16 protein-coding genes are annotated in these 13,821 nt (G+C 67.7%); 8 read left to right on the top strand and 8 right to left on the bottom strand.

The annotated features are described in order from the left end of the window. Window positions 1-8: 8 nt before the first annotated feature. Entirely contained in the window at window positions 9-929 is a 921-nt protein-coding gene (locus NOW55_RS03490) for an ABC transporter ATP-binding protein (RefSeq protein ID WP_256398679.1), read from the bottom strand. A gap of 165 nt (window positions 930-1,094) precedes the next feature. Between NOW55_RS03490 and NOW55_RS03485 the strand changes: the two genes are divergently transcribed. Next, entirely contained in the window at window positions 1,095-1,526 is a 432-nt protein-coding gene (locus tag NOW55_RS03485; protein ID WP_368407686.1) for an SRPBCC family protein, read from the top strand. 35 nt (window positions 1,527-1,561) lie between these two features. On the opposite strand, the gene NOW55_RS03480 is transcribed toward NOW55_RS03485, so the two are convergent. Then, a complete protein-coding gene (locus NOW55_RS03480; RefSeq protein ID WP_256398677.1) occupies window positions 1,562-2,014 on the bottom strand; it encodes a DoxX family protein in 453 nt (150 codons plus the stop codon). A 136-nt stretch (window positions 2,015-2,150) separates the two neighbouring features. On the opposite strand from NOW55_RS03480, the gene NOW55_RS03475 reads away from it, so the two are divergent. Further along, entirely contained in the window at window positions 2,151-2,498 is a 348-nt protein-coding gene (locus tag NOW55_RS03475) for a winged helix-turn-helix transcriptional regulator (protein WP_256398676.1), read from the top strand. A gap of 1 nt (window position 2,499) precedes the next feature. Further along, complete coding sequence (locus NOW55_RS03470) at window positions 2,500-2,784, top strand: DUF357 domain-containing protein (protein WP_256398675.1); 285 nt, start codon at window positions 2,500-2,502, stop codon at window positions 2,782-2,784. Window positions 2,785-2,811: 27 nt separating this feature from the next. On the opposite strand, the gene NOW55_RS03465 is transcribed toward NOW55_RS03470, so the two are convergent. Then, window positions 2,812-3,990, bottom strand: a complete 1,179-nt coding sequence (locus NOW55_RS03465) for a M20 family metallopeptidase (RefSeq protein ID WP_256398674.1) — start codon at window positions 3,988-3,990, stop codon at window positions 2,812-2,814. Window positions 3,991-3,993: 3 nt separating this feature from the next. After that, window positions 3,994-5,154, bottom strand: a complete 1,161-nt coding sequence (locus tag NOW55_RS03460; RefSeq protein ID WP_256398673.1) for a trans-sulfuration enzyme family protein — start codon at window positions 5,152-5,154, stop codon at window positions 3,994-3,996. Between the two features lie 119 nt (window positions 5,155-5,273). Here NOW55_RS03460 and NOW55_RS03455 point away from each other — a divergent pair, with 119 nt between their 5' ends. The 5 genes from NOW55_RS03455 to NOW55_RS03435 all read left to right on the top strand — a co-directional run bounded on the left by NOW55_RS03455 (window position 5,274) and on the right by NOW55_RS03435 (window position 9,679). Continuing rightward, window positions 5,274-5,549, top strand: a complete 276-nt coding sequence (locus NOW55_RS03455; protein ID WP_256398672.1) for an ArsR/SmtB family transcription factor — start codon at window positions 5,274-5,276, stop codon at window positions 5,547-5,549. 61 nt (window positions 5,550-5,610) lie between these two features. Beyond that, the gene (locus tag NOW55_RS03450) at window positions 5,611-5,913 is read left to right on the top strand and encodes a DUF8036 family membrane protein (RefSeq protein WP_256398671.1); all 303 of its coding nucleotides are present in this window, start codon (window positions 5,611-5,613) and stop codon (window positions 5,911-5,913) included. Between the two features lie 204 nt (window positions 5,914-6,117). Continuing rightward, a complete protein-coding gene (locus NOW55_RS03445; RefSeq protein WP_256398670.1) occupies window positions 6,118-8,190 on the top strand; it encodes a DUF7282 domain-containing protein in 2,073 nt (690 codons plus the stop codon). 215 nt (window positions 8,191-8,405) lie between these two features. After that, window positions 8,406-9,401: a transcription initiation factor IIB gene (locus NOW55_RS03440; RefSeq protein ID WP_256398669.1), complete on the top strand. Its 996-nt coding sequence runs from the start codon at window positions 8,406-8,408 to the stop codon at window positions 9,399-9,401. Between the two features lie 98 nt (window positions 9,402-9,499). Further along, window positions 9,500-9,679: a DUF7836 family putative zinc-binding protein gene (locus NOW55_RS03435; protein WP_256398668.1), complete on the top strand. Its 180-nt coding sequence runs from the start codon at window positions 9,500-9,502 to the stop codon at window positions 9,677-9,679. Here the strand turns inward: NOW55_RS03435 and NOW55_RS03430 are convergent, their stop codons facing one another. From NOW55_RS03430 to NOW55_RS03415, 4 genes are all read right to left on the bottom strand, one after another. Beyond that, window positions 9,680-10,087 carry a translation initiation factor IF-2 subunit beta gene (locus NOW55_RS03430; RefSeq protein WP_256398667.1) on the bottom strand — a complete coding sequence of 136 codons (408 nt, stop codon included), beginning with the start codon at window positions 10,085-10,087 and terminating at the stop codon, window positions 9,680-9,682. Between the two features lie 54 nt (window positions 10,088-10,141). Then, window positions 10,142-10,564, bottom strand: a complete 423-nt coding sequence (locus NOW55_RS03425) for an SRPBCC family protein (RefSeq protein WP_256398666.1) — start codon at window positions 10,562-10,564, stop codon at window positions 10,142-10,144. A gap of 67 nt (window positions 10,565-10,631) precedes the next feature. Further along, on the bottom strand, window positions 10,632-12,371 hold the full coding sequence (locus NOW55_RS03420) for a cbb3-type cytochrome c oxidase subunit I (RefSeq protein WP_256398665.1): 1,740 nt from the start codon (window positions 12,369-12,371) through the stop codon (window positions 10,632-10,634). Window positions 12,372-12,468: 97 nt separating this feature from the next. Continuing rightward, complete coding sequence (locus tag NOW55_RS03415) at window positions 12,469-13,677, bottom strand: iron-containing alcohol dehydrogenase family protein (RefSeq protein ID WP_256398664.1); 1,209 nt, start codon at window positions 13,675-13,677, stop codon at window positions 12,469-12,471. Window positions 13,678-13,821 lie beyond the last annotated feature (144 nt).

The following is a 13,821-nucleotide window of genomic DNA, read 5'->3' as shown; positions in this document are numbered from 1 at the left end:
GCCCCGTGTCACGTCTCCGCCTCCACGGTCCGGTCGCGTTCGCCCTCGCTCGCCTGCTCCGGCGTCTCGCCGGCGATGTCGAGGAAGATGTCCTCCAGACTCGGGTCGCGGGTCTGGATGTCGACGACCGACCCGCCGAGCGCGGCGGCCTGCGAGCGGAGCGCCTCGACGGCGTCCATGTCACCCACGACCGACTCGTGGCGGTCGTCGCCCGCCGGCTCCGAGGCGTCCAGTTCCACGTCGGTGTAGACGTGGTACTCGGTCGAGCCGTGTTCGCGGCGGATCTCCTCCAGCGTCCCGCGGGCGATGATCTCGCCGTGGTTCATCACGATGACGCGGTCGCAGATGCTCTCGACGTGGTAGAGGTTGTGCGCCGAGAAGACGATGGTCTTGCCCTGTGCGGCGAGCTGTTCGGTGAACTCGATGATGTAGTTCGTCGTGAGCGGGTCCAGCCCCGACGCCGGCTCGTCGTAGATGAGCACGTCGGGGTCGTTGACGAGCGACCGGGCGATGGCGACCTTCCGCTTCATCCCCTTCGACATGTCGCCGATGCGGCGCTCTCTGTGTTCGAGATCGAGTCGGTCGAGCGCCTCGGTGATGCGCTCGTCGGCCACGTCGTCGGGAACGTCGTAGAGGTCCGCGAAGAACTCGAGGTAGGAGTGAGCCGTCATCTCCTCGTACAGCGGCGACTCCTCGGGGAGGAAGCCGAGATTGCGGCGCATCTCGGGGTCGTCGGCCGCCAGTCCGGCGACCGAGACGGTCCCGCTCGTCGGTTCGATGAGCCCCGCGAGCGTCTTGAGCGTCGTCGTCTTGCCGGCCCCGTTCGGGCCGACCACGCCGAAGACCTCGCCACGGCCCACCGAGAACGTGCTGCCGTCGACCGCGACGAACCCGTCGTACTCTTTGCGGAGGTCCTCGACCGTTATCATCCGTTGTCCCCTGCCAAGGACCCGTGAGATTTGAAGATACCGGCCCCGTCTATCGCTTCTGTTGACACGAGACGGCCGCCGGGGCGACCGACGCAACTGCCGGTGCAATGCTGACGGAACGCTGTCGACGGTACGCTTATCGGCGCGCGAACCGCAGTGATGGCCGTGCCAGCGGGAACGACTGTCCGGCTCGGCTCGACGCCCGACGGGCGGCGCATCGAGGTCGCCCGCGAGGTCGCCGTCGACCCCCGTCGCGCGTGGGAGCTGCTGACCGACACCTGGCGGTGGCCCGAGTGGGGTCCGACCGTCTCGGACGTCGACGGTCCCACCCGGTTCATCTCGGCGGGGATGCACGGTCGCGTGAACGTCCTCGGAGCCGTGTGGGTCCCCTACGAGATAACGTCCTGCGGAAACGGTCGCTGGACGTGGGACGTGGCGAGGATTCCGGCGACCGGTCACCGCGTCGAGGAGGTCGGCGAGGACCGCTGTCGTGTCGTCTTCGAGATTCCACCGCTCGCGGCGGGCTACGTCCCGGTGTGCCAGCGCGCGCTCTCGAAGATCGAAGCGCTGCTGCTCGCCGACGAGCGGCGGCTCTGACGCGAAGATCGCCGAAGCAGTTCGTCAGTCGTCGCTCAGAACAGCGGTGCGACGGCTGCCGCCGCGATCTCGCCGGTCGCGACGCTGTACTCCCACGGGGTGCCGGCGAGCACGAGGAAGGCGAGCGCCGCGCCCAGCATGACGACGTTCTTCAGGAACGCCGTCATCTCGTTCTGCTGCTGTTCGGGGTCGTCCATCGCCCAGAAGTCGTGCATCAGCGGCGTCGTCACGACGAGGAAGACGGCGATGGCTCCCGCGCCGATGGCCGGGTAGAACCCCAGTGCGATGGAGAGCCCACCGAACAGGAGCATCCCGCCGGTGAACGGGACCATCAGCCCCGGCGCGGGGACGCCCTTCATCCCTGCGTAGCCAGCCATGTCCTCGGCGTTCATGAAGTGGTTGAGGCCCATGAACGCGACGACACCCCCGACGAGCACCCGCGCGACGAGGAAGACGACAGCCGCGGTGCCGGCTATCTCGAGCGTCACCGGGACTCCTCCGTGCGGTTCTGGAAGTTCCGAGTCGATACGAGTCGTGATTCGTAGTCTGGTTTCATTACGTTACCTGGTTCGATTCCGAACCTATATATACTTCAGCGGACAAGTGTACAACCAGATAACATCGATGTCATCGGAAGCACTCGAATCCGCCGACAGGAACGCCGCCGCCGAGAAGAACGAGGGCGCGTGCCCCGTCGTCAGGTCCCTCGAACAGATCGGCTCCCAGTGGCGGCTCGTCGTCCTCCACGACCTCGCCGACGGCGAGAAGCGGTTCAACGAGCTCAAGCGCTCCACCGGCGCGAGCTCGCGCACCCTCTCGCGAGTGCTCGACGACCTCGCCGAACTGGGCTTCGTCGAGCGGCGCGTCGAGGCCGACGCACCCATCGCATCCTACTACAGCCTCACCGACAAGGGCGAGTCGCTCTGTCCCGTCTTCGACGAGATAGAGTCCTGGGCGACCGACTGGCTCTGAGATGGCGGCGGACCTCCAGGAGAAGACCGACCGCTACCACGACCTGCTCGCCGAGGCACTCGACGAGGTGACGGTCGCTCCACCCGAGGACACGCCGATGGGCGAGGCCGCGCTCGACTGCCTGGAGATGGCGGCGTCGTACCTCGACGACGGCGAGCACTTCCGCGAGGAGGACGATCTCGTGAACGCGCTGGCGGCGTTCTCCTATGGACACGCGTGGCTGGACGCGGGTGCGCGGGTCGGTCTGTTCGACGTACCGCGCGAGGGGCACCTGTTCACCATCTGAAAAACGATTTCTCGTCGGCTCTCGTGCCTATCCGTCGAGTGTTCCCGAGAGCACGTCGTCGACGATTCCCTCCAGCAGCGAAAGCGCACGCTCCGCGTCGGCGACCGGGATGGACTCGTCGACGGTGTGGGCCTCCGAGAGCGACCCCGGCCCCCAGACGACGGCCGGGACCCCATCGGCGACGAACTCCCGGGCGTCGGTCGCCGCCGCCATGCCCCACGGCTCGGCGGGCGCGAGGTCGCCGGTCCGCTCGCGAACCAGTTCGGCGAGCGGGTGGTCCGGTTCGATGCCGGCGGAGGCGTAGTGCTGGACCGTTTCGCGGTCGGTCACGACGCCGTCCTCGCGCTCGGCGGCGGCGAGCAGGTCGTCGACCTCGCGGTCCACGTCCTCGATGGACTCCTCTGGGAGGATGCGCCGGTCGAGCAGGAACTCGGCGCGGGCGGGGACGACGGCCATGTTCGAACCGGTGCCGGCCTCGAAGGCGGTGACGTTCGCGTACGCCCTGCCGACGAGCGGGTCGGACCGCTCGCGGAGTCGCGCATCGTACTCGTCGATGCGGTCCATGACGGCACGTGCCGCGTCGATGGCGTTCGTCCCCTCGTCGGGGTTGCTCGCGTGGGTCGACTCGCCGTGGACGCCGATACGGTAGGTGACGACGCCCTTCGCGCTCGTGGCGACGCGGAACTCGGTCGGTTCGAGGACGACGGCGAAGTCGCCGCCGTAGCCCTCGTCGATGAGGGTCCGGGTCCCGGGCAGGCCCGTCTCCTCGCCGGCGGCGGCGTGGACGACGAGTGTGCCGGGTCGGTCCCGGTCGGCGTGCTCGCGGTTCCGGGCGGCGACCATCGCCAGCGCGAGGCCGGTCTTCATGTCGGCGCTGCCCCGTCCCCAGAGCCGGCCGTCGGCGACTTCACCGCCGAAGGGGTCGTGTGCCCACTCGTCGGGGTCGTCGGCCGGGACGACGTCGGTGTGGCCGTTCAGCACGAGTGTCGGGCCGCCGGAGCCGACGGTCGCCACCGCGTTGGGGCGGTCCGTGCCGGGCGTCGGCACCAGTTCGGCGTCGACGCCGTGTTGGGTGAACCACTCGACGATGTACTCGGCGCACGGCTTCTCGTTCCCCGGCGGGTTCTCCGACGCGATGCGGACGAGGTGAGCCGCGAGTTCGACCACGTCGTCGGGGAACTCGTCGGTGTCGGGCTCCTCGGCCATGGCTCAGTCGAGTGCGAGGTCGAGCGCGCGTTCCAGGTCGGCGAGGAGGTCCTCGTGGTGCTCGATGCCGACGCTCAGGCGGACGAGCCCCTCGTCGATGCCGGCCTCGGCGAGCTCCTCGGCGGAGAGGTCCTGGTGGGTCATCAGCGCCGGCACCTCGACGAGGCTCTCGACGCCACCGAGGCTCTCCGCGAGCGCGAACACCTCCAGCGACGCGGCGAACTCGGCGACGGTGTCGCGGTCGCCCTCCAGTTCGAACGCTACCATCCCGCCGAAGTCCGCCATCTGGCGTGCCGCCACGTCGTGGTTCGGGTGTGATTCGAGGCCGGGGTAGTACACCGGGTCGACGCCGGGGTGGTCGTCGAGGAACTCGGCGACGGCGCGAGCGTTCGCGCAGTGGCGGTCCATCCGCGTCGAGAGCGTCTTCATCCCCCGGAGGACGAGGAAGGAGTCGAACGGTCCGAGAACTGCACCACGGGTGTACTGGGTGTACTCGATATCCTCGGCGACCTCGGGGTCGTTCGTGGCGACCGCGCCGGCGAGCACGTCGGAGTGCCCGCCCTGGTACTTCGTCAGCGACTCGACGACGATGTCCGCGCCGAGTTCGAGCGGACGCTGGAGGTACGGCGAGGCGAACGTGTTGTCGTTGGCGAGCAGCGCGTCGTGCTCGTGGGCCGCCTCCGCGGCGGCTTCGATGTCGCCGACCCTGAGGACGGGGTTCGTCGGCGTCTCGAAGTAGACGAGCTCGGTGTCGGGCCCGATGGCGTCGGCGATGGCGTCCGCGTCGTTCACCGGGACGTGGGTCGTCTCGATGCCGTACTCCGAGTAGACGTCCGCGAGCAGGTCGTGGGTCTCGGCGTAGAGGTTCTTCGCAGCGACGACGTGGTCGCCCGGGGAGAGCGTCGACGCGAACACGGCGTCGATAGCCGCCATCCCGGTGGCGAAGGCGAAGCCGTGCGCACCGCCTTCCAGCGCGGCGAAGGACTCCTCGAGCGCGCCACGTGTCGGCTCGGACATGCGCGAGTAGCGGTGCTCGCCCTTCTGCTCCGTCGGCGACGCGTACTCGTACGTGGCGTTCGCGTAGATTGGCGGCATCATCGCGCCGTACTGGTCCTTCCTGGCGTGTGAGTGTACCTCGCGTGTCTCGAAGTGACGGTCGTCCATACCCCACCCACGGTGGGTCTCGATTTATAAGTGTTCCCCGAAGCAGGCCCTGCCGCTGCCGGGATACCGCCGTTCGTTGGCGATGGAATTACAAGGGGGGACCGAGTCGGGACGTACTGATGGAGGCCGTTCTCTGGTACGTGATGACCGGGACCCGCGGCGGCGAGAACAGGGTCCGCATCCTGCGTGCCATCGACGAACGGCCGCGAAACGCGAACAAGCTCGCCGAGGAGCTGGACCTGGACTACAAGACGGTCCGACACCACCTCGACGTGCTGATGGAGAACGACATCGTGGAGAACAGCGGCGACGACTACGGCGCGGTGTACCTCCCGACGGGGCAGGCGCGCGACCACTGGGACACGGTCGAGCAGATCATCGAACAGGTGGACTGAGCACTACTATGGCCGAAATTGGGAAAGAGTATTTCATGCGACTCGCCAAAGGAGGAGACAGATGAGCATCTGGGTGGACCTGGCGAAGGTTTCGACCGGCGTCAACGTGCTGTTGCTGCTGGTGCTGGGCTACATCTGGGGGCGCAACTACCTCACGTTCCGTTCGAAGCACACGCTCGGACTGCTCATATTCTCGGTGTTCCTGCTGGCGGAGAACGCCCTCGTGCTGTACTACTACCTCGTGGACCCGACCCTGTCGGGCTGGTGGCACGACCAGATATCGCCCGTCTGGCAGGCACAGATGATAATCCACGGGCTCCAGTCGTTCGGCCTCGCCTTCCTCCTCTGGGTCAGCTGGGACTGATTCCCTCGCGATTCTCGCCGGCTGAGACGACCGGTTGCTTACCAGACTCGTTTATAGTGGCGTGTTCCGGAAGACGGAGCGCCAGCGAGCGACGTTCTCGAAGTCGAAAACCACAGTACTGCGGCTACATGTGGAACGAAATTGGGTGAGAGCCGGGCCGCAGTTCGGAAAATTCCTTTTTAATACATCCCCGTCGGACAGGGTATGCGGGACAGATTGACAGTACTGATCGTCGTCGTCGCACTCTGCACCAGCGCGGTCGCGGGTGTGGCGGCGGCAGGTACCGACACGACGGCCGAGGCGAACCACGCCTCGGTGACGTTCGAAGCACAGACCTCCGGCGGCCACACGGTGACCGTCGACGAGGTGACGCTGGCGGAGGGCGGCTTCGTGACCATCCACGACGCGAGCGTCACGGAGGGCACCGTGTTCGGCAGCGTGCTGGGCACGTCCAGCTATCTGGAAGCTGGCACGCACGAGAACGTGACCATCACGCTCGACGACCCCTTGAGCGAGGACGCGACCCTCGTCGCGATGCCCCACCGTGACACCGACGGCGACCGGTCGTACTCCTTCGTCGCCTCGAACGGCGAGACCGACGGCCCGTACACGACCGACGGGAGCGCCGTCGTCGACACGGCCGCGATCACCGTCTCCGCGACGGTCTCGATGGCCGACGGCGTCGTCGCGAACGACACCGTCGTCGTCGACCGCGTCGAGCTCTCGGAGGGCGGCTTCGTGACGGTCCACGACGCGACGGTCACCGAGGGCCAGGTGTTCGAGAGCATCCGCGGCACCTCCCAGTACCTCGAGGCGGGCGTCCACGAGAACGTCCGCATCACGCTGGAGGAGCCGCTGACGGAGAACACGACGCTGGTCCCGATGGCACACAAGGACACCGACGGTGACGGGACGTACACCTTCGCCGAGAGCGAGGGTGCCGCCGACGGCCCGTACACGGCCGACGGGAGGGCCGTCGTCGACACGGCAGTCGTCACCATCGGCACCGAGGCGACCGTGCGCTTCGCGAACCAGTCCACCGGCGGCGAGCGCGTCGTCGTGGACGAGGTGTTCCTGCCCGAGGGTGGCTTCGTGACGGTCCACGACGCGACGGTCACCGAGGGCGCAGTGTTCGAGAGCATCCGCGGCACCTCCCAGTACCTCGCACCGGGCACGCACGAGGACGTCGAGGTCATCCTCGATGAGCCGGTCACCGAGGGCACCACGCTGGTCCCGATGGCACACAAGGACACCGACGGTGACCAGACGTACACCTTCGAGGAGAGCGAAGGCGCGGACGACGGCCCGTACACGGCTGACGGCGCAGCGGTCGTCGACACCGGCGTGGTGACGCTCAGCGCGAGCGTCTCGATGGCCGACCAGACCTCCGACGGCCGCACGGTCGTCGTCGAGGACGTGGACCTCGCGGAGGGCGGCTTCGTGACCATCCACGACAGCTCGCTGTTCGCCGGAGCGGTGTTCGAGAGCGTCCTCGGTACGTCCGAGTACCTCGAAGCCGGTCACCACGAGGAGGTGACGGTCACGCTCGACCGGCCGGTCCGCTCGACGCAGACGCTGGTCCCGATGGCCCACATGGACTCCGACGGTGACGGGACGTACACCTTCGCCGAGAGCGAGGGTGCCGCCGACGGTCCGTACACCTACGATGGCGGCGCAGTCGTCGACACCGCCCGCGTGCAGGTCGGCGCGTTCGTGGAGATGAACGACCAGGAGACCGACGGCACGACGGTCGTCGTCGACTCCGTGACGCTGCAGGACGGCGGCTTCGTGACGGTCCACGACGCGACGGTCACCGAGGGCGCAGTGTTCGAGAGCATCCGCGGCACCTCGGAGTACCTCGGTCCGGGGACGCACGAGAACGTCGAGATCGCGCTCGACGCGCCGCTGGAGGAGGACTCGACGCTGGTCCCCATGGCGCATCACGACAGCGACGGTGACGAGACGTACACCTTCGCCGAGAGCGAGGGTGCAGCGGACGGCCCCTACGTCTACGACGGCGGCGCAGTCGTCGACACCGCCAGCGCCACCGTGACGGGCGGGATGGACGGCGGGACCGAGACCGACAGCGAGGAGGACCCGATGGAGACGACCGCGATGGACGACGGCACGACGATGATGGAGGAGACGGAGATGCAGGAGACGGACGGCGGTGACGGCGAGTCCGGCGACGGCGGGTCGCCCGGCTTCGGCATCGCCGTGGCGCTCGTCGCGCTCGTCGCGGCGGCTGGGCTCGCGCGTCGGCGCGCCGGCCGCTGAGGAAACGAACCCTTTTATATTGGCACGCGAATCGGTGGCACAGTGGTATTTAAGTGTTTCACTGCTGAGCGTGGAAAGCATGTACTCGTCGGCAGTTAGCTTATAAAGTAAGGGAAACGTTTATATACTTGCCGCACTAACTATGGGTGAAGAGTACTCCGACGGGAACGCCCTTTCTTTCTGGCCCCAACGGAGGCGAGCTTCAGGAGATCATCATGAGCGATTCAGTAACCACACGTTTCACGGACGAGGCACAGACGACGGAGAAAGATACGGACGAGCGAACCCGAACCGAGACGAACGAGGCCGAGATGACGTGCCCCGAGTGCGCCGGTGACGTCCGCTTCGACGCCGAACACGGCGAGACGGTCTGTACCGACTGCGGGCTCGTCATCGACGACCAGAACATCGACCGCGGCCCCGAGTGGCGTGCGTTCGACGCCAGCGAGCGCGACTCGAAGTCCCGCGTCGGTGCGCCGACGACGAAGATGATGCACGACGACGGCCTCTCGACGAACATCGGCTGGCAGGACAAGGACGCCTACGGACGCTCGCTGTCCAGCCGACAGCGCAAGAAGATGCAGCGGCTACGCACCTGGAACGAGCGCTTCCGCACCCGCGACAGCAAGGAGCGCAACCTGAAACAGGCCCTCGGCGAGATCGACCGCATGGCCAGCGCGCTCGGCCTGCCGAAGAACGTGCGCGAGACCGCGTCGGTCATCTACCGCCGCGCGCTCGCCGAGGACCTGCTCCCCGGCCGCTCCATCGAGGGCGTCGCCACCGCCGCACTGTACGCGGCGGCCCGACAGGCCGGCACGCCGCGCAGCCTCGACGAGATGGCGATCGTCAGCCGCGTGGACAAGATGGAGCTGACCCGCACCTACCGCTACGTCGTGCGCGAGCTGAAGCTGGAGATCCAGCCCGCCGACCCCGAGAAGTTCGTGCCACGGTTCGCCAGTGACCTCGACCTCAGCGACGAGGCCGAGCGCCGGGCACGCCAGCTGCTCGACAACGCCCGCGACGAGGGCATCCTCTCGGGCAAGTCGCCGGTCGGCCTCGCGGCGGCCGCTATCTACGCGGCCGCACTGCTGACCAACGAGAAGGTCACGCAGAGCGAGGTCAGCGACGTCGCAAACATCTCCGAGGTCACCATCCGGAACCGGTACAAGGAGCTGCTCGAGGCCTCGGATACGGGCTTCGCGGCCGCATAAGACGGTCCATCCACCCCCGGCTCGAACGCCGGGGAATCGCTCGTGACCACCAGCTGTAGCCTCAACCTTTTTCTCCCCACGCAGTGTTATCCGGTGTCATGGTGGAAACCTACGTCCGGCTTCTCTGTCCCGAATGCAACAAGGAGTGGGAGCTGGGACCGGACGAGCTCCCCGGGCCGAAACGCAACTACAGCTGTCCGTCCTGCCACGCGACGCGTCGCCTGGCGGAGTTCATGCGGACCGAACGCGACCTCGAGACCCTGAAACAGCTCCAGTGACTACAGGTCGGGGACCGCCGAGAGCGCCCCGCAGGCGTCGCACTTCAGCACCGTCGTCCCCTGCTCGGTGACCAGCCGCGTGTCCGGCGACGAGCACTCCGTACACCGGACGAACGAGTCGACGTACTCCGCGAGCGCATCGGCGACACGGTCCCGCCGGAACTCGCCTTTCAGCCGCGCCCGGCCGCGTTCGTCGATGTGGCCGCTGGTCCCCAGCTCGTCCTGGAAGAACTTCATGACGTGCGACGGCTCCCGGTTCATGACGTCCGTCGTCTCCCTGAAGTTCTCGTAGACGGTCATCTTCCCCTCCTGGCGGACCTCGGCGTCGGGGACGCTGAAGCGCTCGCCCGTGGAGCTGATCTCGGGCGTCTCCGCCATCGCGCGGTCCAGTTGGTCCTCGTAGTCCATACGTACAGTGACGGACCGGTGGAACTAAAATTGCTTCGTACTCGACCGGGACGGCTACGAGCCGTCCTCGAACCGCTCCTGCAACCAGTCGAGCTGCCGGGTCAGCTCCGCGGAACGCTGTCGTTCGATGACCGTGGCGTCGAGCACCGCCCCGACGATGGCCACGTCGAGGGCGAAGTCGGTCTCGGCGGTCACCTCGCACGATTCCGTATCGCCGGTGACGGTGTACCTCGTCTCCATCGACTCGAAGATGCCGTCGCGCTGGTCGAGGACGAGCCGGTCGGGCTCGTCGACGGTCACGACGAGTTCCAGCTGGAGCTCCAGCAGGCCGACGTGGTTCGTGATGACCACCTCGTCGCCGTCGACGGCGACGTCGTCGAAGCCGGCGGCTTCGGTGAACGCCTGCAGGTCGGCCATCGCCTCCCGGACTGTCTCGGCGGGCGCGTCGATGGACCGCGAGAGGGTCACCGTGTTCATGTCCGGACCTCCGGGGCGAGGCCACTAAGCTCCGAGGGTGCACCGAACGCGCTCGACAGGCCGGGGGTCATTCCTCGTCGGTCCCCCCATCGGCGACGGCGGGTCTCCGATGGTCGGCGAGCCACTGCCACTCCCGCCCTGGCGTGCCGTCCTCGTCAAGCTCCCATGGGTCGCCGCTCTCCACGCGCGGCCCTTCGAGCCACGACACCACGACGTTCCAGACGAACAGTATCTGGCCGACCGCGAGGACGAACGCGCCCGCCGTCGCGAGCACGTGGAGGTCGGTGAAGTACTGGAGCGGACCGGCGGTCACGTTGTAGGACGCGTACCGGCGGGGCATCCCCCCGTAGCCGAGCAGCACCATCGGGAAGAACGTGAGGTTCGTCCCGACCATGGTGAGCCAGAAGTGCCCCTTCGCGAGCGTCCGCTGGTACCATCGACCGGTGAACAGGGGGAACCAGTAGTAGACGCCCGCGAACACCGCGAATGCGATGCCTCCCATGATGACGTAGTGGAAGTGGGCGACGACGTGGTACGTATCGTGCAGGACGAGGTCGACGGGGATGGACGCCTCGAACACGCCGGTGACGCCGCCGATGATGAAGTTCGCGATGAACCCGATGCAGAACAGCATCGGCGCGTGGAGACGGATCCTTCCGTTCCACATCGTCGCGATCCAGTTGAACGTCTTCACCGCGGACGGCACCGCGATGGCGATGGAGACGGCCATGAACGACGCCCGCAGTCGGGGGTCGATGCCGCTCGCGAACATGTGGTGGGCCCAGACGCCGAAGCTGAGGACGCCGAGTGCGAGCGTCGAGTAGACGACGAACTTGAAGCCGAACAGCTTCCGTCCCGAGAACTTCGGCAGGATGTAGCTGATCAACCCCATCGGGGGCAGCACGAGGATGTACACCTCGGGGTGGCCGAAGAACCAGAACAGGTGCTGCCAGAGGATGGGTGACCCACCCTCGACGGTGAAGAAGGTCGTCCCGGCGTTCCGGTCGAGCAGCAGCATGACCAGCGCGCTCCCGAGCAGCGGGAACGCGAACAGTATCTGTGCGGACTGGACCAGCACGGTCCACGAGAACATGTCGAGCGTGTCCCAGCCGACCTCGCGGGAGCGTTCCGCGAAGATGGTCGCGACGAAGTTTATCGCACCCATCGTCGCGCTGACGCCGGTCAGGTGCAGTCCGAGCAGCATCAGGTCGACGCCGGGGTTCGGCTGCTCGACCGAAAGCGGCGCGTACATCGTCCAGGCGGTCTGTGCTCCCGAGATACCCTCGACGAACGGGCCGAGCAGTAGGCCGCCCCAGATGAGCACCGCGCCGGGCGGCAGGAGCCAGAACGCGATGGCGTTGATGCGTGGGAACGCCATGTCGTCGGCCCCGATGAGCAGGGGGATGAGGTAGTTCGAGAACGCAGCCAGGATCGGCGTCCCGAACAGGAACAGCATCGTGATGCCGTGGCTGGTCAACAGTCCGTTGTAGAGCTCGAACCCGAGAACGTCGCTCGCCGGGGTGAGCAGTTCGACCCGCATCAGCAGGACCGCGATACCACCCCAGGCGAACGAGAGTACGGCGAAGAGCCCGTACAGCAGGCCGATATCCTTGTGGTCGACCGTGGTGAGCCAGCGAACGATACCGCCCGGTTTCTCGACGTGTACTGCCTCCCCACCAGCCGCTCCGTAGCCGGCGTCGGCGTAGACGTACGTGCGCCAGTCGACCCGCGACGTGACCAAGCCGACGACCGCGAACAGGACGGCGGCGGTGACTGTCGTGAGGAGGAGTTCGCTCCCGAGTGCCATTGACGGGTCGTTGTGGTGGACCCCGTTTGACCGTTGTCGGGTACATGTTCGCCCGGCGGTTGTGCCGGGCGGGGTCGACCGGCAGACGCCGCCTCAGTCAGTACGCCGCCTCGACCACCGCCTCGACCTCCTCGCGTGTCGCGTCGAGCCCCGGCGGTGCGTTTCGCATGAACGAGTCGCCGAGGATGGCCTCGGCGACGGCCGGGAACTCTTCGGGCTCCGGCCCGTCGACGTCGCGGAGCCGGGTCGGCAGGTCGAGCGCATCCCGGACGGCGGTGACGGCGTCGACGACCGCGGTCGCCGGCTCCGCCGCGTCGCCGACGCCGAGGGCCTCCGCGAGCAGTTCCCGGCGACCGTCGACGTGCTCGAACAGGTACCGGAGGACGTGCGGGACGACGACGGCGTGGGCAACGCCCTGCTGGACGCCGTAGCCCCGCGTCAGCCCGTGACCGAAGGCGTGGACGACCGAGAGCGTCGTCTCGGAGGGGCGCGAGATGCCGTACTGGACCAGCGTGATGCCCTCGACGACGGGTTCGAGCACGCCCGGTGTCGCACCCTCGCTCCGGAGCCGCGGCAGGTGCTCGGCGAGCAGTCTGAGGCCGTGACTCGCCGTACCGTCCGTCACCGGCGTCCGGGTGCTCGCGTACAGCGTCTCGAGACCCTTGTCGAAGCCGTTCATCGCGGACCCTGCGAGCACCGACGCGGGCGTCGTCGCGACGAGTTCGGCGTCACCGACGACGGCGGTCGGCATCAGTCGGGCGTCCCCGACGCCGCCGGCGACGAACTCCTCGACGAGGCTCGACGACGGGTGTGCGGTGATGCCAGCGACCTGCGAGAGGTCCGCCCCGGCGAGCGTCGTCGGCACCGCGAAGATGGGCGTCAGCCCACCGACGGGGATGGAGATGGTGCCGGTCTCGGCGAGTTCGGCACCGACCCGGTCGGGGGCCCGGTCGTCCTCGCGCAGGATGCTCATCACCTTCGCCACGTCGATGCTGCTCCCGCCACCGACGGCGACGAGCGCGTCCGCGTCGTGGCGTTTCATCGCTGCGACGCCGTCGTAGGCGTTCGAGAGCCGCTTGTCGGGTGTCGTCCGGGCGAACTCCCCGGCCAGCCGGTCGCCCAGGCCGGCCCGGACGGGCTCCATCACGGCGTCGGTCTGGCCGACCGTCGAGCCGCAGACGACCAGTGCGCGCTCACAGCCCGCCGCAGCGAGCTCCTCGCCGAGGTCGGCGACCGAACCCCTCCCGAGCCGGAGCGTCGGCGAGTCGTACTCGAAGCGGACGTCGCCGGAAGCATCGTGTTGCATGATACCTCGGAGTACGCTCCGCCGCCCTATGTCGTTTCGCACAGCGGCGACGAGAGAGCGGGACCAGCGGTGACGGCAGAACGGGACCAGCGGTGACGGCAGAACGGGACCACGGCACGTGCCACCGCCTACCAAACGTTTACT

It is taken from the genome of Haloarchaeobius litoreus (genome assembly GCF_024495425.1).
Taxonomy (GTDB): Archaea; Halobacteriota; Halobacteria; order Halobacteriales; family Natrialbaceae; genus Haloarchaeobius; species Haloarchaeobius litoreus.
Note: the sequence above shows the minus strand (reverse complement) of the source record. Positions and strands in the feature narration are given on the sequence as shown.

Bases quoted from the DNA above. Each gene is read 5' to 3' on its own strand.
- NOW55_RS03490 (WP_256398679.1), bottom strand. From the start codon at position 929: ATGATAACGGTCGAGGACCTCCGCAAAGAGTACGACGGGTTCGTCGCG.
- NOW55_RS03475 (WP_256398676.1), top strand. From the start codon at position 2,151: ATGTCATCGGAAGCACTCGAATCCGCCGACAGGAACGCCGCCGCCGAG.
- NOW55_RS03470 (WP_256398675.1), top strand. From the start codon at position 2,500: ATGGCGGCGGACCTCCAGGAGAAGACCGACCGCTACCACGACCTGCTC.
- NOW55_RS03465 (WP_256398674.1), bottom strand. From the start codon at position 3,990: ATGGCCGAGGAGCCCGACACCGACGAGTTCCCCGACGACGTGGTCGAA.
- NOW55_RS03460 (WP_256398673.1), bottom strand. From the start codon at position 5,154: ATGGACGACCGTCACTTCGAGACACGCGAGGTACACTCACACGCCAGG.
- NOW55_RS03455 (WP_256398672.1), top strand. From the start codon at position 5,274: ATGGAGGCCGTTCTCTGGTACGTGATGACCGGGACCCGCGGCGGCGAG.
- NOW55_RS03450 (WP_256398671.1), top strand. From the start codon at position 5,611: ATGAGCATCTGGGTGGACCTGGCGAAGGTTTCGACCGGCGTCAACGTG.
- NOW55_RS03445 (WP_256398670.1), top strand. From the start codon at position 6,118: ATGCGGGACAGATTGACAGTACTGATCGTCGTCGTCGCACTCTGCACC.
- NOW55_RS03440 (WP_256398669.1), top strand. From the start codon at position 8,406: ATGAGCGATTCAGTAACCACACGTTTCACGGACGAGGCACAGACGACG.
- NOW55_RS03435 (WP_256398668.1), top strand. From the start codon at position 9,500: ATGGTGGAAACCTACGTCCGGCTTCTCTGTCCCGAATGCAACAAGGAG.
- NOW55_RS03430 (WP_256398667.1), bottom strand. From the start codon at position 10,087: ATGGACTACGAGGACCAACTGGACCGCGCGATGGCGGAGACGCCCGAG.
- NOW55_RS03425 (WP_256398666.1), bottom strand. From the start codon at position 10,564: ATGAACACGGTGACCCTCTCGCGGTCCATCGACGCGCCCGCCGAGACA.
- NOW55_RS03420 (WP_256398665.1), bottom strand. From the start codon at position 12,371: ATGGCACTCGGGAGCGAACTCCTCCTCACGACAGTCACCGCCGCCGTC.
- NOW55_RS03415 (WP_256398664.1), bottom strand. From the start codon at position 13,677: ATGCAACACGATGCTTCCGGCGACGTCCGCTTCGAGTACGACTCGCCG.